This window comes from Paenibacillus sp. J31P316 (genome assembly GCF_056269105.1).
In genome coordinates this window covers 295,227-321,594 of the sequence record NZ_JBWDNI010000003.1, presented here as the reverse complement: position 1 = coordinate 321,594, position 26,368 = coordinate 295,227, and the positions used below count along the sequence as shown (strand labels likewise).

The 26,368-nt window shown below is 60.0% G+C and carries 21 protein-coding genes; 4 read left to right on the top strand and 17 right to left on the bottom strand.

Annotated elements, in window-relative coordinates; genetic code table 11:
• Nucleotides 1-73: 73 nt before the first annotated feature.
• Nucleotides 74-2,053: an FAD-dependent oxidoreductase gene (locus AC0YNU_RS12555; protein ID WP_475756829.1), complete on the bottom strand. Its 1,980-nt coding sequence runs from the start codon at nucleotides 2,051-2,053 to the stop codon at nucleotides 74-76.
• A gap of 217 nt (nucleotides 2,054-2,270) precedes the next feature.
• On the opposite strand from AC0YNU_RS12555, the gene AC0YNU_RS12550 reads away from it, so the two are divergent.
• Complete coding sequence (locus tag AC0YNU_RS12550) at nucleotides 2,271-3,068, top strand: helix-turn-helix transcriptional regulator (protein ID WP_475756827.1); 798 nt, start codon at nucleotides 2,271-2,273, stop codon at nucleotides 3,066-3,068.
• Between the two features lie 577 nt (nucleotides 3,069-3,645).
• Here AC0YNU_RS12550 and AC0YNU_RS12545 read toward each other — a convergent pair.
• From AC0YNU_RS12545 to AC0YNU_RS12480, 14 genes are all read right to left on the bottom strand, one after another.
• Nucleotides 3,646-4,962, bottom strand: coding sequence for an FAD-binding oxidoreductase (locus tag AC0YNU_RS12545; RefSeq protein ID WP_475756825.1), 1,317 nt, complete (start codon nucleotides 4,960-4,962; stop codon nucleotides 3,646-3,648).
• A 104-nt stretch (nucleotides 4,963-5,066) separates the two neighbouring features.
• Nucleotides 5,067-5,930: a fumarylacetoacetate hydrolase family protein gene (locus tag AC0YNU_RS12540; RefSeq protein ID WP_475756823.1), complete on the bottom strand. Its 864-nt coding sequence runs from the start codon at nucleotides 5,928-5,930 to the stop codon at nucleotides 5,067-5,069.
• Nucleotides 5,931-5,976: 46 nt separating this feature from the next.
• Nucleotides 5,977-6,798, bottom strand: a complete 822-nt coding sequence (locus AC0YNU_RS12535) for a creatininase family protein (RefSeq protein WP_475756821.1) — start codon at nucleotides 6,796-6,798, stop codon at nucleotides 5,977-5,979.
• 19 nt (nucleotides 6,799-6,817) lie between these two features.
• Entirely contained in the window at nucleotides 6,818-8,206 is a 1,389-nt protein-coding gene (locus AC0YNU_RS12530; protein ID WP_475756818.1) for an amidase, read from the bottom strand.
• 36 nt (nucleotides 8,207-8,242) lie between these two features.
• The gene (locus tag AC0YNU_RS12525; RefSeq protein ID WP_475756815.1) at nucleotides 8,243-8,677 is read right to left on the bottom strand and encodes a cupin domain-containing protein; all 435 of its coding nucleotides are present in this window, start codon (nucleotides 8,675-8,677) and stop codon (nucleotides 8,243-8,245) included.
• A complete protein-coding gene (locus AC0YNU_RS12520; protein WP_475756813.1) occupies nucleotides 8,674-9,516 on the bottom strand; it encodes a cysteine hydrolase family protein in 843 nt (280 codons plus the stop codon). The genes AC0YNU_RS12525 and AC0YNU_RS12520 overlap by 4 nt, the downstream gene beginning before the upstream one ends.
• 208 nt (nucleotides 9,517-9,724) lie before the next feature.
• Complete coding sequence (locus AC0YNU_RS12515; RefSeq protein ID WP_475756811.1) at nucleotides 9,725-10,543, bottom strand: ABC transporter ATP-binding protein; 819 nt, start codon at nucleotides 10,541-10,543, stop codon at nucleotides 9,725-9,727.
• Nucleotides 10,544-10,564: 21 nt separating this feature from the next.
• On the bottom strand, nucleotides 10,565-11,269 hold the full coding sequence (gene wrbA / locus AC0YNU_RS12510; RefSeq protein WP_475756809.1) for an NAD(P)H:quinone oxidoreductase: 705 nt from the start codon (nucleotides 11,267-11,269) through the stop codon (nucleotides 10,565-10,567).
• A gap of 26 nt (nucleotides 11,270-11,295) precedes the next feature.
• Nucleotides 11,296-12,663 carry an amidohydrolase family protein gene (locus AC0YNU_RS12505; RefSeq protein WP_475756807.1) on the bottom strand — a complete coding sequence of 456 codons (1,368 nt, stop codon included), beginning with the start codon at nucleotides 12,661-12,663 and terminating at the stop codon, nucleotides 11,296-11,298.
• A gap of 67 nt (nucleotides 12,664-12,730) precedes the next feature.
• Nucleotides 12,731-14,404 (bottom strand): CocE/NonD family hydrolase, encoded by a 1,674-nt coding sequence (locus tag AC0YNU_RS12500; protein ID WP_475756804.1) that lies wholly within the window; start codon nucleotides 14,402-14,404, stop codon nucleotides 12,731-12,733.
• Nucleotides 14,405-14,477: 73 nt separating this feature from the next.
• Entirely contained in the window at nucleotides 14,478-16,070 is a 1,593-nt protein-coding gene (gene ggt / locus AC0YNU_RS12495; protein ID WP_475756802.1) for a gamma-glutamyltransferase, read from the bottom strand.
• 26 nt (nucleotides 16,071-16,096) lie between these two features.
• Complete coding sequence (locus tag AC0YNU_RS12490) at nucleotides 16,097-17,173, bottom strand: aromatic ring-hydroxylating dioxygenase subunit alpha (protein WP_475756800.1); 1,077 nt, start codon at nucleotides 17,171-17,173, stop codon at nucleotides 16,097-16,099.
• 72 nt (nucleotides 17,174-17,245) lie between these two features.
• Nucleotides 17,246-18,148, bottom strand: a complete 903-nt coding sequence (locus AC0YNU_RS12485) for an ABC transporter permease (RefSeq protein ID WP_475756798.1) — start codon at nucleotides 18,146-18,148, stop codon at nucleotides 17,246-17,248.
• Nucleotides 18,149-18,406: 258 nt separating this feature from the next.
• Entirely contained in the window at nucleotides 18,407-19,537 is a 1,131-nt protein-coding gene (locus AC0YNU_RS12480; RefSeq protein ID WP_475756796.1) for an ABC transporter substrate-binding protein, read from the bottom strand.
• 473 nt (nucleotides 19,538-20,010) lie between these two features.
• Here AC0YNU_RS12480 and AC0YNU_RS12475 point away from each other — a divergent pair, with 473 nt between their 5' ends.
• Nucleotides 20,011-20,391 (top strand): nuclear transport factor 2 family protein, encoded by a 381-nt coding sequence (locus tag AC0YNU_RS12475; protein ID WP_475756794.1) that lies wholly within the window; start codon nucleotides 20,011-20,013, stop codon nucleotides 20,389-20,391.
• A gap of 192 nt (nucleotides 20,392-20,583) precedes the next feature.
• Here the strand turns inward: AC0YNU_RS12475 and AC0YNU_RS12470 are convergent, their stop codons facing one another.
• Nucleotides 20,584-22,194 carry a PucR family transcriptional regulator gene (locus AC0YNU_RS12470; RefSeq protein WP_475756792.1) on the bottom strand — a complete coding sequence of 537 codons (1,611 nt, stop codon included), beginning with the start codon at nucleotides 22,192-22,194 and terminating at the stop codon, nucleotides 20,584-20,586.
• A gap of 342 nt (nucleotides 22,195-22,536) precedes the next feature.
• Nucleotides 22,537-24,540, bottom strand: coding sequence for a hypothetical protein (locus AC0YNU_RS12465; protein WP_475756790.1), 2,004 nt, complete (start codon nucleotides 24,538-24,540; stop codon nucleotides 22,537-22,539).
• Nucleotides 24,541-24,727: 187 nt separating this feature from the next.
• Between AC0YNU_RS12465 and AC0YNU_RS12460 the strand changes: the two genes are divergently transcribed.
• The gene (locus AC0YNU_RS12460) at nucleotides 24,728-25,009 is read left to right on the top strand and encodes an ArsR/SmtB family transcription factor (RefSeq protein WP_475756788.1); all 282 of its coding nucleotides are present in this window, start codon (nucleotides 24,728-24,730) and stop codon (nucleotides 25,007-25,009) included.
• 70 nt (nucleotides 25,010-25,079) lie between these two features.
• A complete protein-coding gene (locus tag AC0YNU_RS12455; RefSeq protein ID WP_475756786.1) occupies nucleotides 25,080-26,285 on the top strand; it encodes an MFS transporter in 1,206 nt (401 codons plus the stop codon).
• Nucleotides 26,286-26,368 lie beyond the last annotated feature (83 nt).

The following is a 26,368-nucleotide window of genomic DNA, read 5'->3' as shown; positions in this document are numbered from 1 at the left end:
AAGGGATGAAGCTGGCATCTGCTCCATCCCTTTTATCGATTCCATTTGCTTTCGTTCCCTTTGTAATCCGACGCTAAACGTGCCTGCTCTCAAGCAGCAGTCCATACAAAAGCTCGCACCATGCCCCGACCGTAACGGCTGCCTTGGCATCGGACTTCTCTGCCTCCGCTCCGGCGCTCGCAGCGCGGAACGCGTCGCTTGCCGCCGGCGTTCCGGCGGACAGAGCGCTGCCTGCCGCCTGCTGCCAGCGGCGAGCCTGCTCCTGCGTTAGGGTCGGATGGCTTCGCCAGTACTCTGCCGGCGACGGTTCCTCCTTCGGCAGGCGCGGCCCCATATCCGCGCCCGCCGGCAGAATGCTTCCGGAAGCCGGCAGCGCCGGGAAACGAACGCCGCCGGGCAGCAGCCGGGCCAGCGCGAGCAGCGCCGAGGCCTGCTCCACCGTGACGGGCGCATCAGGATGGGCTTCGTACGAGCGGAATGCGCCTTTGGCGCCAAAGTACTGAATGGCTTTGCCCGTCAGGACGGAAGCATCGATATCGCGGTAGAACCCGATTAACTGATCGGCCGCCAGCAGCTCGTCCTGAAGTGCATCGATGGAGATATCGCGCGGCGTCCTGCCGCTTCCGATCGCCAGATCCGCAGCCACCCCTGCGGCGAAGCCGAGCTGCATCCAGCACGGCTCCATGCGGATCGTGCCAAGCCCCATATGGGTCGACGATACCGCAACCGGCACGATGAGCCCTTCGACAGCAAGCGGAAGCATGACGCCGTACGGAATTTGGTACACCTCCGTCAGCCAGCCCAGACCGAGGAAGCCCTCGAGCGCAACGTTTTGTCCGGCCGCTTCGCGCTTGCGCGTCGCATGGGAATCGATCGCGTAGGCGCCGACCGCGACGCTGTCCGCATGAATCGGCGTCCGGCCGAAGCCCGGGGCCAGACGAGCGTCGTTCTCCGTAAACCGATACTCGCCGAGAATGCGTCTGCCTTCCCGTACGTACAGCTGCGGAGGAAAGTTGTCCGTATCCGTGAACTCGTCCGCCGCGTAACCCCAGCGCAGCGCGTCCTCCCGGAAAGCCTCCGGAAGCGACTCGTCATGCTGAAGGAACCAGAGCAGCCCTTGGTAATAGTGACGATGACGGTCTCTGACCCGTTGGCGCTCCTCGCGTCCGCCTTCCAGATAGGTTCCGTTTTCCTCCGGCAGATCGCTTGAACACATGCAGTAATGATGGTTATTCGTATCCGTTTTCCCGCCGGGAACAGGCAAAATATTAAGCACGTCGCGAATCGATCGGATCCGGCCTTCCGCCGCATCGACGCTCAAGCTTGCATATTCCTCGCGATTGTAGCTATCCGGCTTGCGGACGGGCGCGCGGTTCTCCGGCACATCGGTCAGGCACAGCCGATAATTGTACGCCTGGACGCGATCGTCTCCTTCGCCAGTGCTTCCTGGAAACACTTCCTTGGAAGGGTCGAAATTCATGTAGAGCACGCCGGCGTATTCCTCGTTCCATTCGTCGCGCGATTCTCTCCCGACCTCGAACGGCACGCCCGCCTTCGCGGCAAGATCCCCTTCGTATGTACCGTCGACGAACACGTCTGCCGTCAGTGTGTGCTCCCCCGTCCAGCTGCCGTCCTCAACCTGGATCCGCACCTCGGTCAGGCGGCTCTCGGACGTGACCGCAGCCAGCAACTCCGCACGGCGAACGACAGTAAGCAGCCTTTCCTTATCCATCATGTCCTCCAGCGTCGCTCGCGCGATCGACGGTTCGAAAAACATGCCGCGGTTGCAGGCGGCCACTTCGGCGGAAGCGATTCCATACGTTTGTTCGTAATGCGTCTCTACGCGGCCTGCGAACTCGCGGTAAATCGCGCCCGAAGCTTCGAACCACTCGATGTCCGTACGGCCCAGACCGCTCGTCATCATGCCGCCGATGTAGGGCGAAGCCTCGAGCAGCAGCGTTCTTCTGCCTCTGCGCGCGGCCGCGATTGCCGATCCTATGCCTCCCGGCGTTGCTCCGTATACAATGATTTCATAACGACGATCCGAATTCATTCCATCGCCTCCTGTACGTTTGCGCCTATTATACATGCAGCAAAACCTGATCACGATGCAGAAAAAATACGATTCCATGCACTTTTGTTCCATTCAATCCTTTGGCCGGACGGCCTGCATGCTATACTGAAGCTAATTGCCCTGACTCCGCCAAACGGACTCGGCCCCCTGCTTATGAACTAAAGGTCTTCTTCGGACCGGATCGGAGCTCGAAACGATGGAATATCCGCTGCAAATCGGCTTTTATCATTATTCGGTCAACAAACCTCGCTTCGTCCTGCCGACCGGGCGGGATGACGAGCATTGGCTGCTGTTCGCGCTCACCCACGGGCATTTCCACTACCGGATCGCCGGTATCGAAGGGACCGCCGTACCCGGCGACGTCATCGTCTGCCCGCCAGGCATCGACGTCGGGCGCGAAGCACTGGCTCCGTTGACGCTGCATTATGCGGGCGTGCGGCTGTCGTCCGAAGAGGCCTCGCTGTTGCAGCCGCGCATGAACGGATCCGGCGATCCGTTTCGCCATGCCATCCGGGACACCGCCCGCCACTATGCCAATTTGCGCCGCATCGCCGCGGTTGCGGACAAGCGCGACAGCATGTCGGCGCTTCGGCTGTGTCATGGCCTGAACGAGCTATGGCTGCAGCTGCAGGAAGAACTGGAGAACCGGATGCAGGAGACCGCTGCGCCGCCCGATTCCGCAATTCAGGCGATCCGTCGGGAGATCGAGGCCTGCGCTTTCGAAAATGCCAGGCTGCAGGACCTGGCCGCCGCCTCGAATATGAACCGGACCGTCATGACCAAGCGGTTCAAATCCGCTTACGGCATCACGCCGCAGCAGCATGTCAACGCGCTCAGGCTGAACAGAGCCAAGCAGCTGCTGATTCATACGAATTACACCCTCGATCATATCGCCGGACTGTGCGGCTATGACAGCGGCTCTTATCTTAGCCGGGTTTTCCACGACACGGAAGGCGCGAGGCCTTCTGAGTACCGCAGGCAGAACCGCTTGTGAAGCTGTGCGGCCATTGCCCCGTGGCAGCTTTTACGAGCAATTTCCCCTATGCGAGAAATGCTATAAAACATATGTAGATGTCTCTGCGTATTTGCATTCTGCGAGCGGAATAAGTGCATATCTGCACTTATTCCCGCGCTTCCGCGTGCTATCGATGAAATAAGTGCGTATCTGCACTTATTTCTGCAAAACAAGCTCATAAGCGCTCAGACACTATAATGAAGTGCATCATTGCAGCTACTGTTCTAGATTCGATCGATTAGCCGGAAATAAATGCATATTTGCACTTATTTCTTCCCCGGGAACGCAAACTTGGCTTGATGGCCATGCTTTCCAGCTGGAGGACTTCGGAGTGGTAATCCGCCCTACGAAGTCATGGAGTTTACCGGAAACGGAAACGGAAACGAAAAAGAGAAACTCGCTTTTGAATACCGCGGTTTCTCTGCATTTTGAAGCCCAGCTCTCGCTTATGCGCGGCTGGGCTTTTGTGCGTGATTTTCATCAAGTGGACGGTTATTGGACAGGCACTCATATGAGGCCTCTCATGAGCAAGCTTCCACGGGCAAGGCTTATCGCGCTACAGCTTGCCGGGATTGAGCAAACCGAGCGGATCATTGGCCAGCTTCCGGCTGCGCATGCGTCCGATCGAGCCGCGTCCGCCGTCTTCCAGCATCCACGTATGCGGATCGAAGATGGCGACGCCGACGGATTTGAAGAAGGCGATGATCTCGTACAGCCGTTCCTCCGTCGAGAAGCGCACGACCGGCAGCGCCGTCGGCACGAGCGATCCGCCGCTCAGCACCCATTCGAAGTGGAACAGCACCTCGTCGCCATAGGCGGATTTGATGTCCCGAAGCTGCTCCAAGTAACGTTCCGGCGAGAAGCCCGCCTGCAGATACGTCCACGACGGATCGGACTTGATCGCCCAGAGCGTCGTATGGTTCCACGTAAAGTCGGAGACGCCGATCGTCTTGCGATACTGCGGCGCCGCGATGACGTGACCGAGCTTGCCGCCGTGCGATTCGGCCAGCTTCGCCGCGATGTCGACCGCATGCTCCGCGATCTCGGTCAGCACGGCGGCTTGGGCCGGCGCAAGCGATTTGGCGAGCGGCTTGAAAAACGAGGGCAAGGGCCATTCCATCGGGCTGATGAGCCGCTTCGGAACGGCACCGTCGCGGGCGAGCGCTTCTCCGTACTGCACCGCGTCCTCGAACGAGGCGAACTGAAAGACGCATTGCGTCCACTCATTGCGAGGCGCCAGCGGGACGGTAACCTCCGTCATGATGCCGGTCGTGCCGTAATTGTGGATGTAATCGTACAGTTCGTCGCCCTTGATGACGAGCCTGCGCGGCGTTTCCTCCAGCGTATAGACGACCGCTTCCAGCACGTTGCCGTCCCACAGGTTACCCCACGTGATGGAGCCGATGCCTCCCGAGCCGCCGCTGACGAAGCCGCCGACCGTCGCCTTCACGTAAGTGCTGGGGTAGATGCGCAGCTCCTGTCCCTGCTCGCGCGCCGTCTTATCCAGCACGCCGAGACGGACGCCGCTTTGGGCGCGGACATAGCCGTCTCCGAACTCGACGATTTGGTCCAGGCCGCTTAAGTCGAGGACGATGCCGCCGTCGAGCGGAACCGCCTGCCCGTAATTGCCCGTTCCGGCGCCGCGCGCCGTGACCGGGATACGCAGCTGATAAGCGAGCGCCAACGCGGCCGCGACGTCCTGCTCGGTTTTCGGGGCGATAATGACATCGGCCTTCTTGTCTTTGAGCCGTTTATCCAACACGGGCGAGTACCAGTAATAGTCCTTCGACAGCTTCTCGACGGAGTCGTCGTCCGTCAGCACGAGCTCGCCGAGCGACTTCAGCATATCAGCCTTCCATGCAAGAGTTTCCATATCGCTCCCGCCTCCTCTTCGTTACCTCTATCTCTGCTTCTTCCTCGTATAACAAGAGTCCATCCCAACGTTCCGGCATCATCCGCGTCCTGTTCAGCCAGCCGCTACTCCGCCGCGACCGGATTGACCAGCGGCGCGAAGCCGCCCAGCCTGCACTCGGCAACATCGCCCGGCTGCAGCGGAACGGAGCCCGGCGTGCCGGTCATAATGACATCTCCCGGCTGCAGCGTCATCATCCCGGAGAAGTACGAGACGATATAAGGAATCGAATAAATCATGCGCGTCACGTCCGTCCGGTAAGCCGACTCGCCGTTCAGAACCGTTTCGACGGTCCATTGCGCGGGATCGGGGCACTCGTCGGGCGTGACGAGATGGGGGCCGAAGCTGAAAAACGTATCGAAGCACTTCGACCGGCCGAGAAAACGCGGATTCCGCGCATGAATGTCTTGAGCGGTCATGTCGAGCGTCGGCGTGAAGCCCGCGATGACGCTCATTGCATCCGCCTCGGATACATGCTTGCACGTCTTGCCGATGACGATGCCGATCTCTGCTTCCGCCGTAACCCGGTGCTCGCCCTTCGGGAGGACGATGGCCTCGCCGGGACCGATCAGCGTCGTCGTCGGCTTCATGAAGCAGATCGGCTCGCCGTCGGGAGGCGTCACCGCCATCTCCGCCGCTTTCTCCGTATAGTTGGCTCCGATGCCCCATATTTTCGGCGGATTCCGCAGCAGCGGCGCGCAGATTGCTCCCCCGAACGGAACGGCTTCGAGCTTCGCCGCTTCCTCCGACCCGCCTTCGCGGTACCAGGCATTCAAGCCGTCCACCTCTTCGTTGCCAAGCAGGCCCGCGATCGTCTCGCTCCATGCGGAGCCGGTCACGGCGTTCAGCATTTCCAGCAGCACGTAACCTTCCGCCGTCACGATGGCTGCCTTTTCGATTCCGTCTATTTTGATGGATGCCAGTTTCATAGGCCGTTCACTCCTCGCTGCCTTGGGTTCCCTGCGCCTCCGCGTCTCATGCTTCGACCCGTTTTCGATCGAGATCCGATAGCTTGAACGTGCACAGTTCCTGCAGCGCCTTGGCGAGGATGCCGGCTACCCGCTCCATGATGATGGCGCCTTTCTCCGCGGTTGCGATCGTCGCGTCCCCGGCGATGCCGCTGGCCGAGATATCCGCCATTCGCCAGGCGAAGCGGATCTTGCCTTCCATGGTTAGAAACTCGTAGCCGGCCATTTCCGGTATTTCCTTGACCGCGAATTGATCCTGCACCCAGTCCGGCTTGATCGCTTTCACAATCGACGTCTCGTAGTCGCCACCGTGAATCCCGTATTCCAGCTCTTCCGGCGCGATCACGTCCTCGGCCCCGCCAAGGCTGCTCGGGCTGAGATAGAACACCGTCATGCCGCTGCGAATCCGAATCTCCCGCGCGACCATGTTCAGCAAATCCGTGTTGCCGCCGTGCGTATTGAACAGCAGCAGCCGGTCGAAGCCGCTCAGCTTCAGGCTCTCGGCAATATCGAGGATGACCCCTTGAAGCGTCGCGGCCGAAAGCGATATCGTGCCGGGCAAGCCCAAATGCTCGTTGCTCTTGCCGTACGGCACCGGCGGCAGCAGCCATACCTGCGCGTCCGCGCTCAGCTTCTCCAGCGCGGCGGTCAGCGTCGCTTCGCCGATCAGCGTATCGGTCAGCACGGGCAGATGCGCGCCGTGCTGCTCTACCGCTCCGATAGGCAGGATGACAAGCGCGTCTTCCTTGGGCAGTTCCTTCACTTGCTTGCTGGTCAGCCGCGGCAGAAAACGCGTCTCCCATGCGGTTCCTTCGTATCGTAAGAACATAGCGCTCATCCTTATCCGTTTAGTTGTGTATGCGGGCATCGCCCGTCGGGCCCGTCGCGCCTGCCGCGCTTGCCGAACCGGCTGCAGCTGCCGTGCTTGCCGAGAGACCTATTCGTGCCGCATTCGGAGCCGCTTCCTTCAGCGGTAAAGCATGCATCGCCGTCACCTGCCCGGACTGCCCGGACTGCCCAACTGGCCCAGCCATAGCCGAGACCAACCGGTCGACCCACCGCAGCAGCGGAACATCCATGCCGGCGCCGGCGATAAAAGAGACCGCGACAGGCGCGCCGTCGACGGTTCCGGCTGGCACCGTGACTTGCGGGAAGCCGCTAAGGCCCGCGATGCACGACAGCTGCATCGTCCGCTTCCGCAGCTGCTCGAGAGCTTCGCCGGTCGTGCCGATCTTCGGCGCGATGCCCGGCATCGTCGGGACGACCAGCAGCCGGTCGCGTCCGAGCAAGCGCTGCAGAGCGGCGCGGATATGCTGCCGATTATGCTGTGCCCGCTCGAAATCGCCGCGTTCCAGCGTCGACGACCAGGCGAAGCGTTCCGCGATACCGGGGCCGAACTGCGGCTGCTCCCGATCGATCCATTCCCCGTGCTCTTGCCAGATCTCGTAGCCTTGAATCGTCCGGAACGTCTCGAACCAAGCATCGAGACCTTCAGCCGCGACCGTGGTCCAATCGGCACTCTCGTTCCCCGCGACTCCTGCTCGGGATAGCCAAGCCATGACCGTCTTCCCGCAGACATCGTCAGTCATGCGCCATGCGTCTTCGGCGAACAGCAGGCGGTCGAAGCCGCCGTGCGTTCCCGGCTGTTCTTCCTCGCCGTCCCTGCCCGTCTCTTTCTGTCCAAGCAGCGCGACGCCCACGTCCAGCAGCGTCCGGCTGTCGGCAGCCATCCAGCCGACCGTATCGAAGCTCGCGGAGAGCGGGATGATGCCGTCCATCGGAATGGCACCGTGCGTCGTCCGGATACCGTATAGACCGCAGTAAGCGGAGGGAATTCGAACAGACCCGCCGGTGTCCGTGCCAAGTCCGAAATCCACCGCGCCCGAAGCCGCGGCGACGGCCGAGCCGCTGGACGAGCCGCCGGGAATGCGATCCTGCGCGCGCGGGTTGACCGGCGTACCGAAGTGATGGTTCTCGCCGTTCAAGCTGAACATCAGTTCGTCGGTGTGCGCGATGCCCCGCAGCTCGGCGCCTTGGCCCAGCAGCAGATCCACGGCGGGGGCGTTGACGGCGGAAGGACCGTGCGTGCGATGCCAATCGGGATTGCCGGCCGTATTCGTCCAGCCCGCGAGACCGAACACGTCCTTGACCGCGAACTTGCGTCCTTGCAGCAAGCCCGTACCGGACGGTTCGATCGTAAAATCCTCTTTCACGTAAGCGCGCCATTGATCGACCATGTCCGATTCCTCCATCCGTCCGTCCGTTGCCGCGATCTAGCGCGGCTGTAAAATACCGTTCAACACTGCCAGGTCCGCATCGTCCAGCGATGCCTCGGGTCCTGCTTTAATCAGATCGGAGAAAGCCTCGTCCGGCACCATCGTCGTCAGCACATACAGACGGCCCCGTCCCGTATTGCGCACCTCGTGGTTATTCCCGGGAGGTACGATGAAGAACGATCCCTGGCGAATCGGCAGCTCTTGATCGCCGACCACCGCCGAGCCTTCCCCCGCCAATACGTAGAAATATTCCACCGCTGCCGAATGCTCGTTCGGCGGCGTCTTGCCGCCCTCGTCGAAAATCTCCACGACGGAGACGAACGGCGCCTGCGTGCCGTCGCACAGCAGCACGAATTTATTGGAGTCGCGCGGCGATATTTTCCGAACCGGACAATCCGCGTAGTGGCCTGCAATCAATCCTGGTATGCTCATCGTAGCTCCACCTTCCCGTAATTGGCTGCCAATGCGCCAAGCACATCGGCCGACTCCGCAACGAAGCCGTAGCATTGCTTGATATTATAGATCGCGCCCTGCGCGCAGTAATCCGGCGAGCTGGTCGCGCAGCAGTCCGACAATAGAATGACGTCGTAGCCTAGACAGCCCGCGTCCTGCAGCGTATGCATCACGCATTGATCCAGATTGACCCCCGCGAAGAGCAGCGTCGTTATGTCCATGTTCCGTAAAATGCTGTCGAGCGGCGTATCCCAAAATCCGCTCATCCGATATTTGTCCACGTGAATGTCGTCTTCCTCCGGCACGAGCACATCCACGAGCGCCGCGCCCCAGCTGCCTTTCTCAAGAACAGCCGAGCCGTTCCCCGGCAAAGGATCGCCGATGCCGACGCTGGCGCCGTCCGGATTGTACACGTGCAGCACCGAAGGGCTGAGATTCAGCCGATCCAGCCGATTACCCCAATTGAGCCAAACGACCGGAACCTCGGCCGCGCGAAGCGCCGGCAGCAGACGGTTAAGCGGATTAACCGGCGACAGCAAAGGAGCCGTATCAACGCCGATGGAATCCAGCCAGCCGCCGGGGCTGCAAAAGTCGTTCTGCATATCGACGACGATGATCGCCGTCCGTTCAAGATCAAGCGTCAAGCGCTGCGGCTGTGCCGCGAACGAGATGGCGGAGGCGGCTTCTGCCTCTCCCTCCGCCGGGGAGGTGCCTGCGCCTGCACTTGCATTCGCGGCCCGCGCCGCTGCGCCCCCGCTCAAATCCACATGCTCACGGGACACGCGCCATGCCCGTTTGCGATTGCCTAGACGATGCATCGGCATCCCTCTTTTCTGATTTGCTTTATTTGTTGAATCGTAATGTTTTGGCGGAGGTGACCGGAGGTCGGTATGGAGTCGGAAAAACGAAGTGGTCGCCTTTGTAGTCGGATATAAACCTTTAAATGTCCTATAAGATCAACATATCCGACTACAACAGCGATTGGAGACCCATCCCGACCGCAGGTCACGCTTTTCCGCCATGCATTTAATGCTTCAACTGGTGCGACACATGCCGCACGTACTCGCCAAATTCCGGCGACGAACGGAAATCATGATCGCGAGGATAAGGCGCCGGGATGTCGATCACGTCGGAGATTTTGCCCGGCCGCGGCGTCATGACGACGACCCGCGTCGAGAGGAAAACAGCTTCGAACACGTTGTGCGTAATGAACAGCACGGTCATGTTCTTGTCCTGCTGCCAGATCTTCAGCAGTTCGTCTTGCAGCGTTTGGCGGGTGATCTCGTCGAGCGCGCCGAAAGGTTCGTCCATGAGCAGCAGCTTCGGCCGGGAGATGAGCGCCCGCGCGATGGAGACGCGCATCTTCATCCCGCCGGACAGCTCGCGGGGCAGCACCTTGAGATAATCCTTCAAGCCGACCAGCTCCAGCACGCGCTCGCCTTCCGCGATGCGCTCCTTCTTGGGCACGCCGCGCAGCTTGAGCGGCAGCGTCACGTTGTCGATCAGCTTCGACCAAGGGAGCAGCGTGTGCTCCTGGAACACGAACGCGATCTCGCTCTGCCTCCGCGCCTCCTTCGGCGTCGTGCCGAGCACGTCGAGCTGGCCGCTCGTTTGGCCCGTCAAGCCGGCGATCATATTGAAGATCGTCGATTTGCCGCAGCCGGATGGACCGACGAAACAGAGAAACTCGCCTTCGCCCGCCGTTAGGTTCGCATGCTGCACGGCGACCGTGCCGTTCGGATACGTCTTGCCGACATCCTGCAGGCGGATCAGCGAGTCCGTCGTGCGATGCACGGCAGGGGCTGCCGATCCGGCGGAAGTTAGAATCGTGGATAGGAAACTCATGTCGGTTGTCCCCTTTACGCGTTATTTGCCTGACCGAAATTCGCTCTTCTTCAATGCCGCTGCCACCTTCGCCACCCGTAAACCCAGTCTGCCCGCCATGATCAGCTCGCGTTCGTCCGGCGTCTTGCCGCTGTCCGGACCGGCCACCGTCGATGCGCCGTACGGCGAGCAGCCAATCGCGTCGGCCGTCAGATATTCCGGGTTCTCCGAGTAAGGAAGCCCGACCATGATCATGCCGAAATGGAACAGAGGCACCATGGACGTCAGCAGGTTCGCTTCATGTCCGGTATGGATCGAGCCGGCGCTCGTCATCAGTCCGGCCGGCTTGCCTTCGAGACCGCCGTCCGCGCACAGCTCGCTCGCGAACTCGAGGAACAGCTTCACCTGCGCCGGCATGGAGCCGAAGTAGGTCGGGAACCCCCAGACGATGCCGTCCGCCCAGCGAAGATCGTCGTTCGTCGCGAGCGGAATCGGCTCTTGAAGCACCTTGGAGGCTTCGTACTTGGCGAAGCGGCCTACGGTCCGGAACTTGCCGGACAGCGCGCTTTCCTCTTGTTTCTTCCGTTTATCGAGATACGGCGTTCGATTGTTCTCCGATTCCATCTCGGGAATCTTGACGACGCGCACCTCGCAGTCCGCCAGGTTCGCGGCGCCCTGCGCGGCGGCCAGCGCCATCTCGTGCACATGGCCGTAGGCGCTGTAATAGACAACGAGCAGGTTGGTCATAACCGGCAGCTCAGCTCCTTCTTCGCTTACGCTTTGGCGGTGGCCGCCGGCGTGCCGAAAGCCAACTTTTCCGCCGCTTCACGCAGCTTGCGGTCCAGCTCCGGAAGCTGGAAGCCGCTGCGTTTGGCCGCCAGCTTCAGCCAGCTGCCTCCGCGGAATACCCAGCGCCGTTCCGGCACCATCGTGAACAGCTCTTCGGGGGTCGAACCGTCGAAGATGACGAAATCGACGTCGTTGCCGATCTCCACGCCGTAGCCTTCGAGGCGAAGGATCGCGGCGGGAATTTCGGTCATCATCCGCAAAATCGTTCGCAGGTCGGCCGGCCTTCCCATATGGGCGGCATAAGCCGTAATCAAGCCGATTTGCAGCAGGTCGCCGCGGCCGAACGGATGAAACGGATCATGAATGTTGTCCGATGCCGTCGCCAGCGTAATGCCGGCTGCCAGCAGCTCCTTCACCCGCGTGACGCCGCGCCGGACCGGGAAGCTGTCGCGTCTGCCCTGCAGATACAGGTTCGCGCCCGGCAGCGTGACCGCGTGCAGCTTGGCTGCCGCCATCTGCTCGATCAGCATGCCGGCATCCATGTCGTTCATCGCGGCGAGCGAGCACAGATGGTCGACCGTCACCCGGCCGGACCAGCCGTAATCGATCGTCCTTCGCGCGATGTGGCTGACCGTCCGCATGTTCGGGTCGTCGCTCTCGTCGGTATGGAAATCCAGCGGCATATCGAACTTCTCCGCCAATACGAACAGCTGATCGATATCGGCTTCCGCCGTCTGGGACATATGGGCCGCGGTGCCGACGCCGGTCACGCCCATGCGCAGCGTTTCTTCGAGAATGTCGAGATCGCCCGGTCCGAACCGGAACATCGGCGCCAGCGGGAACAGCTCTAATTTCACGTAAGGCGCAAGCTCCGCCTGCGCCTCCAGCGCCGCCTCGATCGTTCGCAGCGCGACGTCCGCGCCCCACCGGACATGGTAATCGAGATGCGTGCGAATCGCGGTCGTGCCGAACGATGCCGCCTGCAGGGCGGAGCGGATAATCCGCGCCTTGATCTCTTCCTTGGAGAAGGCGTGCACCGCGTTGGAGTAGTTGTTCACCGCTTCGTCCAGCGTCCCCGAGACGTTGCCGACCTGCGGAAGGGAGAACGCTTTATCGAGATGCATGTGGGCGTCGACAAGACCTGGCAGCAGCACTTTGCCGCCTAGATCGATAACCGTCCCGCCGGCTGCATTCCCCGTCGCTTCATCGATCGGCACTGCTCCCGGCAGACCAGACGATGACGGCTGCGCCGTTATTTCCGTCCAGATGCCGTCGCGGATCGTAAGCGTATAGAGATGAGACTCGTCCCGAAGCGGCAAACTTGCGTTGATCAGCTTCCATTCGTTCGTCATTCACTCGCAGCCCCTTTCGAAAGTGATTGCTGAAACCTGACTCTACGCGACTTGACCGTGCAAAAGCCTATTCTTCCACGACCGGAAGCTCAATCCAGGATTCCGTGCCCGGCCTGCTCTTCACCGCCACCACGGCGATCGTCAAATCGCATTCCTCCGCCCCGTGGGCGCTGTTCATCGGGATGCCGTTCGGATGGCGGATCAGCGTCGGAAACGCGCTCCCCGTCAGCTCCAGGCGAATCGCCGAGCCCGGCGGAAACGTGGCCGCGAGCGGCCGCATCACGATCCGCGCTTGACGCCAGCACCCGCCGTCGCCGCTCCAGCCGATCTCGGTCCGGCCGACGGAGAGAAACTTCGCGCTGCCGTCGGGCAGCAGCATCGTCAGAATCGCGACCAAATCCGTCGGACCTTCCATCGACTGCGCATGCACGTTCACGACCGGCGCGCCAAGCACGCTGAATGCCTTCTCGGCCGGCCTTCCGGTATAGACTAGAATTTCCGTCCGGTCCTGCTGCACGCTGCGATCAGTAGGCGCGTATCCCGCGAGCGTCATCGGGAGCCGCGCATCGTAGACGAATACGTCTGCCGCCGCTTCGGCGTCCAGTTCAGCGGCCGTTTCTACGACGCGACCTCCGCCGAGCGCCCCGTTAGCCGGTTTGCCCGACCCGCCCAGCAGCCATTTGCGGCCGCCGGCATGTTCCGGGTACGTATCCGATGTCTTCCACTCCTTCGACTCGCGGTCGAAGTATCGAACGGCGGGTTCCTCATAGAGGCCGTTATCCCGCTCGCCCTTCAGCCAATAATCGAACCATTGCGCCTGCTTCCGGTGCATGTCGCCGTCCGCGTCAGGACCATGATCGACGCCGCCGGCCTTCCTGCCCCATGGAATATGGATCCACGGTCCGATTTCCAAGCGGTGGAACAGGTCAGGCGACCTTTCCGGCAGCGTTTCCTGCAGCGCCAGATACGATTGAACCGTTCCGTCCAAGAGAAAATCGTACCAGCCGCCGATATGGAACGCCGGAATCGGATTGTCGATGAACGCCGGCAGCCAGTTGAGCGAGAGCCAATAGCTGTCGTATTCGGAATGATCGACCCAGTCGAAGTACGCCGGACAATACTGCACCAGGATAGGGTGGCGTTCGTTCAAAGGCAGATGGCGCAGCATCGCGTCGGGACTGCTCATGATCTGCGTGCACGCCTGCTCCGCTTCGGTATCCCCGGCACGCCGCGCGGAATCCCGAGCCAGCTGGAACGCCCAAATCAGCATGCCGCTGGAGAAGCTGCCCTGCGGATAAGCCCAGCGGTGAATGTCCGCGGCCGTCATGCTCGGAATGATCGTCGCCAAGGACGGCGGATTCAGCGATGCGGCCGCCCATTGCGCGATGCCCTGGTACGAGAAGCCGTACATGCCCACCTTGCCGCTGGAATACGGAAGCTTCGCCGCCCATTCCACCGTGTCGTAACCGTCCTCGGCCTCGTGAACGAAAGGAACGAACTCCCCTTCGGAATCGCCTCTGCCGCGAACGTCCTGCACGATCACCATATACCCCCGCGAAGCGTACCAGACGGGATGCGCGTGGCTGACCGTCGAAGCGATTTTGCGGCCGTAAGGCTGCCGCATGAGGAGGACCGGATATTCCCCGGATTCCTCCGGCAAATAAATATCCGCATATAAATTCACGCCGTCCCGCATCGTGCAGGGAACGTTTCTTTTCACAATCACATCACCGAATCGCATGGGCTTTCCTCCTCTGTCGTGATTCGGCATTCCGGACCGCCGGGCTATTCTCGCCGTCGGTCGTCAGGTCCAATTACCAACCGATCGCCTGGCCGTCGCTCCGCGGGTCCGTGCCGCCAAGACGGAAGCCTTGGCCGTCGATCAGAATCGCATGCGCATGACCGACGACGCCGTCGAAGGCGTCTACCGTCCGAACGATATGTCCCGCTCGGGCGAGCTCGGCGCGCACCCCTTCCGGGACGCGGCTCTCCACCCGCAGCTCCTGCGTCGATTCTCCCCAAGTGCGGCCCCACACCCATCTCGGCGCGCTGACGGCGGCTTGCGGGTCCATGCCGTAATCGGCGATCCGCGTAAGCAGCGCGCATTGCGTCTGCGGCTGGCCTTCTCCGCCCTGCGTCCCGTAAAGCAGATACGGCGCTCCGTCCTTGCACGCCATCGCGGGCATCAGGGTATGGAACGTCCGTTTGCGCGGCTCCAGCGTATTGACATGCTTCGGATCGAGCGAGAAGAACGAACCGCGGTTTTGCAGCAAAATGCCGGTATCCCCGGCCGTAACGCCCGAGCCGAATTCGAAATACAGGCTTTGGATAAACGATACCGCGTTGCCGTCCCCATCCACGACGGCCGCGTAGGCCGTATCGCTTCCGACGGGCTCCGACAACGCCGGGAGCGCCTTGTTCGGATCGATCCGCGCTGCCAGCGCCTTGCAGTATGCCTTATCCAGAAGCCGCTCCACCGGGATAGCGGAGAAATCGGGATCGCTCAACACCGCATTCCGGTCCTGAAAGGCCAGCTTCAGCGCTTCGATCTGCAGATGATAGTAAGCAAATGAACCATGCTCGACCGAGCCCGGGGCTGTTCCGAAGCCGAACCCTTCGATGATCTGCGGTGCCATAATACCGGTAAACCCTTGCGAGTTCGGCGGCACCTGGTAGAGCGTCAGCCCTTTGTACGAACCGCTGAGCGGCGTCTCCCAGCTGCCTTCGTGATCCGCGAAATCATCCTCGTTCAGCACGCCGCCGCGATTCGATAAGTACGAAGCGATGCGCCGGCCTAACTCTCCTTTGTAGAACCCGTCTCTGCCGGTCAGCGCCAGCTGCCGCAGACTCTGCGCCAGCTGGCGCTGGACGAACCGCGAGCCCGCCCGGGGCACGCAGCCGTCAGGCGTATAAATAGCCGAAGTTTCCGGCATGGCATTCAATATCAAGTGTCGCTGAAGCGTGTTCGCGTATTGGTCCCGCGAAAGCGGAAAGCCGTGCTCGGCATAACCGATCGCCGGCTCCAGCACGTCCGCGAGCGTCATCGTTCCATATTCCCGAAGGACGGCGTCCCAACCGTCGACCATGCCGGGCACGGTCACGACGCTTCGCACGCCCCGCTGCGGGATGGCATCCTGGCCTGCGTACAAGGCGCGGTTGGCCCGGTAGCCGGATCTGCCGCTGGCATTGTAGGCGCGAACGGCTCCGTCGGATTTGCTGTGCATGAGCCAGAACGAATCGCCGCCAAGCCCGGTCATATGGGGATAGACGACCGCGAGGCATGCGCTGACCGCAACGGCGGCATCGAATGCGTTGCCGCCGCGCTGCAGGATGCGCGCTCCCGCGGACGAAGCCAGATAGTGCGGGCTGACGACCATCGTTTTCGTTCCTATCATCGGCTGCTGCATCGCCCATGCACCTCCCGGATCCTCGGTCAATTTGGTCTAGCGACGCGCTCCAGCACTTCCATCTTGTACAGCTGAGGCGTCCGCAGCTGCGGCAATACTTCCTTCTCCCCGTGCTCGTCGAACAGCTTCAGCAGCATCTCCCGCATGACGATACCGGGTTTGTCGGCATGCATATGCGTCTCGAGGCGAAGCTTCAGATCGAGCGGAATGTTCGCCTCGGTCGATTCGAGGATGAGCATATCCTCGTCGACGACGGCCCGGTCGAACGCGATGATCGTGGAAGCCGGCACGTCCGCCTCCTTGTCGTTCCGGAAGACGAACTGGATGAGAATGCAGGATTCGTTGTCGATCGGCGTCGCGCAGGTGACGATGGAATGCACCAGTCCCGTCGGATACGTCATGTCCAGCTGCCGCACGAACGGCATGAACCACGTCGCATGGACTTTGCGCACCGTCTCGTCGGAATCGACGTTGATCGCTTTGACGTCCTTGTTTAGCTTGTTGGTTACGCGCACGTCGTAGAACATTTCGAAGCCAAGCTCGTTCGGCGCGATGCGGAATTCCGGCGGGACCGGGTCCTGATTGTTGCCGAACGTATTGTGATGCACGAACGCGATATGCGCCGTATCAAACGAGTTCTCCATGAGCCGGAGCGCAGAGCAATGAATCGTCTCGTGAAACTGATGGATTTGCCGGATCTCCGGATCGCCGTAACGGCTGAAATCGGGAATGCCCGCGAGCGGCTCGTCGAGCGCGATCCAGACGTAGCCGTACTTCTCCTCGCAGCGGTAAGCTTTGATTTTGTACACTTTCGGCGGATCCTCCAGCTCGGATTGCGGGAAGAAGGTGCATTTGCCGTCGCGGTTGAACGTCCAGCCGTGGTAGGGGCAGACGATGCAGCCGTTCCGCGTTTCCCCGAGCGACAGCTTCGCCGTGCGGTGGCAGCAGCGATCGATCGCGGCCGCCGGCTTGCCCTGCTCATCCAGCCAGACGACGACCGGCTCTCCGAACATCGTGATCGACTTCGGTCCTTCGTTCAGGTCCGTGACCGGCATCACCGGATAAAAGTACTTGCGCAGCACCAATTGTTCCGCTTGCAGCATCGTACGACCTCCTCTCGTCTTGGGGACCGTTCTCCATCGGTCGCACCGCTTCCGCGGCGCCCTCCGGGAGAATCAGCCTTCGCGTTTCATTTCGGATTCATGCCACGAGCTGAGCATCCATTTGGCCAGCATATTCACCAGCAGGAAGAATAGAATGCCGAGCAGCGACGCCGACAGGCCGCAGGCGAATAAGTACGGGGTTTTGAGCCGGCCCGCCGCGTACGTGATCGCGTAGCCGAGACCGCCGTTGCCGCCGCCGATGCCGGCGATGTACTCCCCGACGATCGCGCCGATGACGGACAGCGTACAGGAAATTTTGAGACCCGCCACGATATACGGCAGCGCGGCCGGGATGCGCAGGCGCCACATCGTCTGCAGCGGCTTCGCGTTATATAAATAGAAGAGGTTTCGCAGGTTATGTTCCGTCGAATTGAGACCGATCAGCGTATTGGACAGCATCGGGAAGAACCCGATCAAGAAGGCGATAATCACGATGGCTTGAAAGCCGGCGTCGAACCAGATGACGATCAGCGGCGCGATGGCCACGATCGGAATGGTCTGCATGATAATGGCGTACGGATACACGCTTTCTTCGATGACTTTCGAGCTGGCCATCAGAATCGCAAACGAAATGCCGAGCACGATGCTGAGCAGGAAGCCGAAGACGGATTCGAACGCCGTCGTCGACACCGCCGTCCACAGCGCATGACGGTTATCGATCGCCGCCTTGAAGATGTCCGACGGCTTCGGTACGAGGTACGTCGGCGAGTTGAGCAAATGGCAGATCAGCTGCCAGCCACCGATAAACACGATGAATGCCGCAAGTGGCGGCGTCAGCTTCTTGATAAATGCCGCGAGCGGCTTGCGTCCCTTTCTCGAGCGGCCCTCCAACCATCTGGACACCCAGCTCGACCGGTCGCGGGCAGGGTACATTTCGCCTTGCAGCATGCTGTTGTTCACGTCTTCCGCTGCCATAGCCATGCTCCTTTCGTTTTTAAAGTGGTGGTTAAAACCATGACCTGCGGTCAAAATGGGTCTTCAATCGCTGTTGTAGATCCGATTTCTTTTAATTGTAAGTAATTTAGAGGTGGAAATCAGACTACAAAGGCGAACGCTCACGCTTTTCCGACTCCACTTTGACTCTCCGGTCACTTTATTCACCACACTTCAACCTAATAAATCGCGGTCACAGCGGGGGGCCGAAGCCCCCTGCTCCCCCGTTCCAACCGTTGCTTATTTCTTAGGCAAGAACTCCGTCGTGAACGCTTTGCTGATATCTTCGTCCTTCGTCAATACGCCGACATCCTTCAGCTGCTGTTGAACCTCCGTCCAACGCTCCGTCGTCATGACGCCGGTGCCCATCGTCGCCGCGTCGCCGCCGAAGGCGAAGTCCATTTCCTTCTCGGCGCTGAATTTCATCATGTCGAGCGTCATTTCGGGATTCTTCTCCTGGATGGCCGGATTGATCTCGTCGGAGTTCGTCTTGTAGTAGTCCCAGCCTTTCACGGTCGCTTCCACGAACGCTTTGACTTGATCCGGATGTTCCTTGATCATCTTCTCCGTCGTGAAGTACACGCCCGCGTAGATGTTGTAGCCGGAATCCGCGTTCAGCAGGACGTCGAAGTCCACGCCTTCTTGCTGCAATGTATAGGTCTCGGAGGTTACGTAGCCTTGGGTGACCGCGTTCTTGTCGTTGATGAAATTGACGAGCTGTCCGGTATACTTCATCTCTTGCGCTTTATCCAGGCTGAATTTCTTCTTCATGTATTGCCAGAAATTCGCGGTCGCGGCGACGTACACCTTATGGTCGTTGAGATCGCCGAAGCCCGAAATGCCCGAATCTTTATGGTAGAACAGCGCCTGCGGACTCTTCTGGAACGCGGTCGCGATCGCCACGACCGGGATGCCTTCCTGACGGGCCACGAGAATATCGTCTCCGTTCGCCATGCCGAATTCCGCTTTGCCGGATGCGACGAGCTGCGTGGCGGAGATGGAAGGTCCGCCGGGCATGAGCGTCATGTCGAATCCCGCATCCTTGTAGAAGCCTTTGGCCAGCGCCGCGAAGTTGCCGCCGTGTTCCGGCTCGGCGAACCAGTTCAGGATGAGGGTCGCCTTCACCGGATCCTTGACCGCCGTATCCGTCCCGGCATTCGTCGTCGTGCCTTCCGTGTCGGTTCCCGCATTGGCAGCCGCGTTGTTGCCGGCATTCGTGCCGGCATTCGCATTGTTAGCCGCCGCGTTATTGCCGTTGTTCGACGCTTCATTGCTGCCGCACGCGGACAAGGCCGCCATTGCGGTCACCAGACATACCGCCATCGCCGTATTGCGTTTCGAGAAGCTGACCGTACCCTTCGCTGCTTTCATCTTCCTCGTCCCCCTCCAAAATTGCGATCTTCGTGTGGCTCTTTCTATCCTTAGTTTAAGATTTGAGTCATGTTCATGTCTATATACCTCACATATATTTGTGCAGCATACCGAAATAGACGTACATTATTGGTGCAGGTGACAATAAATATTAAGATTTAGCGCTTACATTCCTAAATATATAACATACATGTAACATTAACTTGTAGTGTACTAGCTTTGCTCGATGAATCCGATGAAATCACGCCAACCAGCGAGCCTCCCGGGTGGACGAAGACAATAGACCGATTAGGTTGCCGATTGGATGGGCTCAGAATTCGATTGGGCGGGACCGAGGTTTTCTGATTCATCATTACTGAAACCGATCCAATGCATCGGAATTCGGTGATTGTTGCGTAGTCGTGCCCAGAAGTAAGATGTAGACGTGAACACGACAAGTTTCCACACAAAACCCAAATCAGGAGGCGTTCATAATGACGAGATTGACGGAAGGATTCGATGCTTTCAGGCAGGCTTTCGAAACAGGGGAAACCGGGGATTTTCTTCAAAAGGTCACGGATGACTTTCACTTCTTCGTTCCGCTTCCGCTGGCCGGATGGAATCAAGAACAGCAAGGCAGCGAACGGTTCGAGGAATTGATCCGATTCGAGCGCTCGGTGCTGCAGGTGCGGATGACTCCGCTTGTCGAGCTTGAGGACGAGAAGTGGGGAATGGTGACGTTCCGCGCGGAGGGATTGCTGAATGGCCAGCCTTACCGCAACGAGCTGACGGTTGTTTTCGAATTCAAGGGGAATCGCATCCGAGCTTTCCCAGAATACGTAGGCATGCCGCAGAAAAATTACGAGATTTCGTAGCGTACGGCTTAGATATAACCAAGAGCGCCGTCCCCGCTTGACGGGTCAGATGAATTTCGTTCGTCAGCGTCGAGCAGACATTACAAGAACAAACCGGCAGCACTACGCGCAAGTAGCCTGCCGATTTGCCTGCCATATATCCTCCATCCTTCGAGCGTTCGGCAAGGGCATCCCGAAGTTGCTGCTTCCGCCTCAAGCGCCGCGCTCTTTTTCCCCTGTCTCCGCGGCCAGCAGGCTGCGGAATAGAAAGGCGATTTTAAGCCGTACGAGCACATTCACTTTCTTGAAATCCACGTCGAGGAGTTCGCTTAGTTTCTCGATTCGGTACGTGGCCGTATTGCGGTGGATGAACAGCTTCTTGGCCGTGTCGTTCAGCTGCCCGTCGCAGTCGAGATACGTCTCCAGCGTCTTCAGCATCTCGAGCGCGTAGCCCGGATCCTTGCTCAGCAGGCCGCCAAGCCAGCGCTGGCAGTAAATGCGCATTTTCTCGCGCGATACGGGTTCGAAAATCATCGCCAGGTCAAGCGTATCGTAACGGACGATCCGCTCCTCGACACCCCACTCGCGGGCAAGCCTGAACGTGTTTCTGCATTCCGCGAACGCATCCGCCATCTCTTTCAACTGCTTCTTGCGCGCGCAGACGGCCGCCTTCGGGGCTCTCCGTTCATCCAGGCCTAGCCCCGCCAGGCAGGACTCGAGCGCTTCCCGCAGCAGCTCGCCATCGGCACCTGCCGTCGCAATCGGAACGACGCAGAGCACGCCTTCGTCCATCACGACGTGAATCCCCTTCAGCGCCTGCATCCGCGCATTGCCGAGCATGGAGGCTTTCAAATCATCAAGCCGTTCATTCCGCAGTACGGCGGCGGCAGCAGGCGGAAGATCGACGAGCGCGCAATAATAGCCCGTTTCGAGCCACTCCATCTCCCATCGTTCGGCGTATTCGAGCACGGCTTCCGCAGTGACGCCGTTCTTCAGGAACTGCTTGATCAGCGAGCCGAAATCCTTTTGTACCGATAATTCAAAATAGTCCTCGTATCTATAATTGAGATGATGAGAGATGATTTCAGCTGCCTGCGTATATAGACCTTCCTCGACCGGCGAAAGGAACGGCAAGGAATCGAAGAAGAATGCGAAGCCCGTGCAGGCGTCGCGGTTCATGAGCGGAATGCGCAAGGCTTGCCTGCCCTGATGCTTGAGCCGCGTCTTGAGCGGAGGCCACGGCCATTGATCGGTCAGCCAATCGGCAGGGATGCCGGGCGAGCTGAAGACGACCTGGCCTTTGGCGCCGACGACCGCGATGGGGCAGCCGATCGCTTCCGTGACGGATTCGAACAGCGAAGGGATCGATTCGGCGCGCAGCGCGAAGCGCATGAGCCGGATTTGTTTCTCCAGCGCCCCTTCGAGCTGGTCGGTGCTCCGCTTCATTTCGGCATGGAACAAACCGTTCATCTGATCGGAGAAGGTAAATTGGAACGGGAGCGCAATCAGCGGAAAACCGAGTTCGTCCGCCAGCGCGGTCAGCCGTTCCGGAATCGATTCCCAGAAACGGCCAAGCTTGATCCCAAGCCCGGCGGCGCCGCGATGATGCAGCTTTATGATCAACTCCGACGCTTCCTCCAGATCGTCCTTGATTAGGTAGGCCGTCGTGAACAGCATTTCGCCTTCTTTGATCCAATCCGCGATGTCCGGCGCATCCATCACATTGATCGATTTTACGATGCGATGCTTGCCCGACTCTCCCGCAATCAGCTCGCCTTCCGACAACGGATAGACGGCCAGCGCCTGTTCGACGGTCAAATGCATGCTCGTCGCCTCCTTCCGGGTCCACTCCAAGATGCGCAGCCCATGATGTCATGTTATCTAACATCATATAGCGAATTCGCTAGGATGACAACCACGCAAGACGGATATTTGCCAACTGCATGCCGTTCACGGCAGGATCGTGTGAAGAATTGCGGGCATTTCACTTATAAAGCTGCAGTTCGGCATCATTCTCAACCTACCCTGCTATACGTCCGAGGCCCCACCTAATAAAAACGAGAAAGCTGCCTTGCGGCAGCTTTCTCGTCAGCATGAACCCTCGACCCCGGGAGCAGCCTATCTGTTCGCGATATATCCTGACTTTGCAGTAACCGCAGTTATGAGTTACTCTGTCTCCGCCGCAAAACAGAACACGCGCAGCTCCCACGGCTGAATGCTGGCCGCCTTGATCACGGCCGTTCCGCCTTCAAAGCGAACGCATTCCGCCGGGACAGGCACGAGCTCGCCCGTTGGCGACAGCTCGCTCAGCTTACTCCGCTCACTCGGCTCGCCCGCCGACAGCCGCAGCTCGAATTCGAACGCGCCCGTCTCGTCCAGCGACGCGTTCATCAGCGCCGCGACTCCCCGCTTGCCGTCTTGCGAGACGCGCACGTAAGGCACCGTCTTCAAGGAAGGTGCTACGCGAACCGGCAGCCTGCCTCCCGCTACCCAATCGCAGACGGCTAGCAGCTGCGATTGCTTGGCCGTGAATCCGAGATTTTTCCACGGCATGTAGCCTTGCACCGCGATCCGACCGCCGCGCTCGTTCTCGTACACCGTGAAGGCCGGCCCTTGATTCGCTCCGTTGAAGTCGATCAATTCGGTCAGCGTCCTTGCGCCGTCGCGAACGGGCTTCAGCGTATAAGCCGTGCTTGGCCAAGACGAGATGCGCCCGTCTCTCCGCTCGCCGGCGTAACGGCCGTTCAACGGATCCTGCGTATACTGCTCCATGACCCCGTTCTCGTGCTTGCGCGCGATCTCGACGCCGCACCATTCCCCAAGTCCCCGCTCCCAGAGCAGCTCCAAGCTCCTGCCGTCCATCACGACGCCGGAAGCGAGCATCGCTTCTAGCTCATCCCGCGCATACCCCTGCACCATCTCGCCCTGAAGAATCACGGCGCAAGCCGCGTCTTGCTTGAACGCGAACGGAATGCCCAGCTCGTGAAGCGCGTTGGCCGGATCAGGCGCCAGATACGGCCGTCCGAGCGGCGCTTGCAGCCATGCGCCTTCCTCGGCATCGTGGCGGTAAGCTTGGGCAGGAGACCAGCCGCAATAGAAGCCGGCATTCTCCGTGCCTTCGCACGCTTCCGCGATCGCCGTCCAGAACGCACGGTCGCGCGCGATCCGGTCGAAGTACGGGCGGTAATCGTCGAGCGTGCCCGGTTCTTGCTTGAGCACGTTGTACAAAATGCCGTTGGCACCGTTCAGCAGGCTGGCCGCGCTTTCCGCCGCGAAAAGCCGGACCGATTTGCCCAGCCGCTGATACGGGAAATTCTCGTGCTCATATTGGATGTCCGTCACTTGCGGCGGGTAGGCCGCGACCTGATGGCCGACGTTCAGCAGCTTCGGCAGCATGTCCGCCGGCACCGCGTCCTGATAGAACCCGCCGCCCGGCCTGCCCATGACCGCGTCCAAATCGAGCATCCACCGCTCCGTCGCCAAGTTGTCGACGGACATGTACCCCATCGCTGCCCCCGGATGGACGGCGCGCACGGTTTCTGCGATCAGCTTCAGAAGATCTCCTAATATCTGTTCGCGGAAGTCCAGCCAGCGCTCGCGCAGTCCATTCGCCCCATGCGCGTTCAGCGCCGCCGCAAGAGCGGCGGCATCGTAATTCCCGTTGATCTTGCCGTTGAACTCGCTCACGCATTGCTCGCAGAAGCAGCCGAATTTGACGGGACCGTGCGCGAGCAGCCGGATGTCGTCGTCCACCCACACGTGATCCGGTTCGCCTTGCGCGACGAGCGTGTACTTGTTGCGGATGTACGCGCGGAACGGTTCCGAGCTTGGACAAGCGACGCTCGCGGAGATCGTGCCGTCGTAGTCGACCATCGGCTGGAAGGGCAGCGGAGCCAGCACGTCGCACGCTTCGTTGAAATGCCCGATCGTGGCCAGCACATTGATGCCTACGTTCGCGAATCCCGCGTCCTTGAGCTCGCGGACGCGCCGCTTAAGCACGGCCGCCGCCTCCGCGAATTGGTCAGGCGGATAATAACCGTGATGCCAGTATTCCGTGAACATCGTCAGCTCGTCGATCGCGGAACGATAGGTCTTCAGAAACGCGACGGTGCCGGCGAACGCGTCATCCGTTCGATAGCGGGGAGGCAGCAGGCGAATCGAGATTTTCATGGGCACGCTCCTTTGGAAATGAATGCGCTTTCTTAAATAAAGCGTAGCGCTCGCGCGCCGTTCCTGTCAACAATCGTTTATCGAAATTTCACCCGCCTATTTACAGGAGCTGCTTAGGCGTGGTATATTTCAACACATATCGAAATATCGACTGCAGAAAATAACGGCGAAGAGGCGGTGAGAACCCATGGTCGAGGAGAACGAGGAAATCAAGCAAGCGGTGAAGGTGTACAAAGCGCTCGGAGAACCGACCCGGATCAAAATAGCGATGCTGCTTACGGAAGAGAAGACGCTCTGTTGTTCCGATATTGGAAGCAAGCTCGAATCCGTCGCCGGTTCCACGCTGTCTCACCATCTGAAGCAGCTCACGGACTGCGGACTGCTCTCGCTGCGCAAGGACGGCACGTACATTTATTACAGCGTCAACAAGGAGATCGCGTTGAAATACGCCCCTTATTTGCTGGCGTAGCTTTTTTTTCGTTCATTATTTCGATAAACTTAGAAATATAAAAATAGCTTGTCAAAAGGAGCTGGAGAGAATGTCTACTGCTTGGAAAATATATATGCTTGCCATCGTAAGCTTTCTTGTCGGTACATCGGAATTTATCATTGCGGGTATCTTAGACCAAGTATCGACCGATATCGGCGTCTCGGTGGCCGCCGCCGGTCAATTGATTACGGTATTCTCCCTGGCGTACGGTTTCGGAACGCCGTTTCTAATGGCGGCCGCGTCCCGGGTCGGCCGCAAGCAGCTCATGCTTTACTCGCTGGCGGTGTTCGTCGTCGGCAACGCCGCTGCTTACGTGCTCCCCGGCTTCGGCGCCCTTATCGTTTCCCGCGTCATCGTGGCGCTCAGCAGCGGCGTATTCGTCGTCACGGCGCTGACCGTCGCCTCCAAGCTGGCTCCGCCCGAGAAACAGGGCAGCGCCATCGCGACGCTCGTCATGGGCTTCAGCACCGCGCTCATCGTCGGCGTACCCCTTGGCCGCCTTGCCGCTTCCGTCTACGATTGGAAGGCCGTCTTCGGCGCCATCGCGCTTCTCGGCCTGTTCGCGCTGCTGCTCATCGCGACCGCGATTCCGAAGACGGAAAACGAACAGCCCGTGCCGCTTCGTCAGCAGCTATTGCTCCTTACGAATCCCAAAATCGCCATCGGCCTCGGCATTACGTTCTTCTGGATCGGAGGCTACTCCATCGCCTATACGTATATGTCTCCTTTCTTATTGGACATTACGGGCATGAGCGGCAGCACCGTCAGCATTGCGCTCTTCGCCTTCGGCGTCGCCAGCCTGATCGGCTCTCAGCTTGGCGGATTCAGCACCGACAAGTGGGGCTATCGGCCGACGCTGGTCGGCGGCATGCTCCTGCACGCCGTATGGCTCATCGTCATTTCCTTCGCCGCCCATTCGCCGGCGCTCATGTTTCCGCTGCTCATGCTGTGGTCCTTCTCCGCTTGGTCGTCGGGCCCGACGCAGCAGTACCATCTCATCACGCTGGCTCCCGGGGCTACGAGCATCATGCTCAGCCTGAACAGCTCCGTCCTGCAATTCGCCATGGCAGCCGGAGCCGGCATCGGCGGCGTCATCGTGGAGGGAAGCTCGCTGACCGCCATTACATGGATCGGTGCGGCCGGCGTCGCCGTCGCCGCCGTGATGGCCGCGGGAGCCTTCGGCTATTTCCGCCTCGGAGCAGCCGGCAGACTGGCGCGGAAGGAAGAAGCGCAGCGGAGCGAGGCAAGCGCCTGAGCTGGCGCCCGTCTGTGACCGCGCTCTTCGAGCAGCCTAATTTACAAGCGCATGGAACGTATTGTAAAACGCTTCCCATTTAT

Coding starts and splice junctions, on each gene's coding strand:
- AC0YNU_RS12555 (WP_475756829.1), bottom strand. CDS start 2,053: ATGAATTCGGATCGTCGTTATGAAATCATTGTATACGGAGCAACGCCG.
- AC0YNU_RS12520 (WP_475756813.1), bottom strand. CDS start 9,516: ATGCATCGTCTAGGCAATCGCAAACGGGCATGGCGCGTGTCCCGTGAG.
- AC0YNU_RS12540 (WP_475756823.1), bottom strand. CDS start 5,930: ATGAAACTGGCATCCATCAAAATAGACGGAATCGAAAAGGCAGCCATC.
- AC0YNU_RS12455 (WP_475756786.1), top strand. CDS start 25,080: ATGTCTACTGCTTGGAAAATATATATGCTTGCCATCGTAAGCTTTCTT.
- ggt (WP_475756802.1), bottom strand. CDS start 16,070: ATGCAGCAGCCGATGATAGGAACGAAAACGATGGTCGTCAGCCCGCAC.
- AC0YNU_RS12475 (WP_475756794.1), top strand. CDS start 20,011: ATGACGAGATTGACGGAAGGATTCGATGCTTTCAGGCAGGCTTTCGAA.
- AC0YNU_RS12480 (WP_475756796.1), bottom strand. CDS start 19,537: ATGAAAGCAGCGAAGGGTACGGTCAGCTTCTCGAAACGCAATACGGCG.
- AC0YNU_RS12530 (WP_475756818.1), bottom strand. CDS start 8,206: ATGGTCGATCAATGGCGCGCTTACGTGAAAGAGGATTTTACGATCGAA.
- AC0YNU_RS12545 (WP_475756825.1), bottom strand. CDS start 4,962: ATGGAAACTCTTGCATGGAAGGCTGATATGCTGAAGTCGCTCGGCGAG.
- AC0YNU_RS12500 (WP_475756804.1), bottom strand. CDS start 14,404: ATGCGATTCGGTGATGTGATTGTGAAAAGAAACGTTCCCTGCACGATG.
- wrbA (WP_475756809.1), bottom strand. CDS start 11,269: ATGACCAACCTGCTCGTTGTCTATTACAGCGCCTACGGCCATGTGCAC.
- AC0YNU_RS12465 (WP_475756790.1), bottom strand. CDS start 24,540: ATGAAAATCTCGATTCGCCTGCTGCCTCCCCGCTATCGAACGGATGAC.
- AC0YNU_RS12525 (WP_475756815.1), bottom strand. CDS start 8,677: ATGAGCATACCAGGATTGATTGCAGGCCACTACGCGGATTGTCCGGTT.
- AC0YNU_RS12485 (WP_475756798.1), bottom strand. CDS start 18,148: ATGGCAGCGGAAGACGTGAACAACAGCATGCTGCAAGGCGAAATGTAC.
- AC0YNU_RS12460 (WP_475756788.1), top strand. CDS start 24,728: ATGGTCGAGGAGAACGAGGAAATCAAGCAAGCGGTGAAGGTGTACAAA.
- AC0YNU_RS12505 (WP_475756807.1), bottom strand. CDS start 12,663: ATGACGAACGAATGGAAGCTGATCAACGCAAGTTTGCCGCTTCGGGAC.
- AC0YNU_RS12535 (WP_475756821.1), bottom strand. CDS start 6,798: ATGTTCTTACGATACGAAGGAACCGCATGGGAGACGCGTTTTCTGCCG.
- AC0YNU_RS12490 (WP_475756800.1), bottom strand. CDS start 17,173: ATGCTGCAAGCGGAACAATTGGTGCTGCGCAAGTACTTTTATCCGGTG.
- AC0YNU_RS12550 (WP_475756827.1), top strand. CDS start 2,271: ATGGAATATCCGCTGCAAATCGGCTTTTATCATTATTCGGTCAACAAA.
- AC0YNU_RS12515 (WP_475756811.1), bottom strand. CDS start 10,543: ATGAGTTTCCTATCCACGATTCTAACTTCCGCCGGATCGGCAGCCCCT.
- AC0YNU_RS12470 (WP_475756792.1), bottom strand. CDS start 22,194: ATGCATTTGACCGTCGAACAGGCGCTGGCCGTCTATCCGTTGTCGGAA.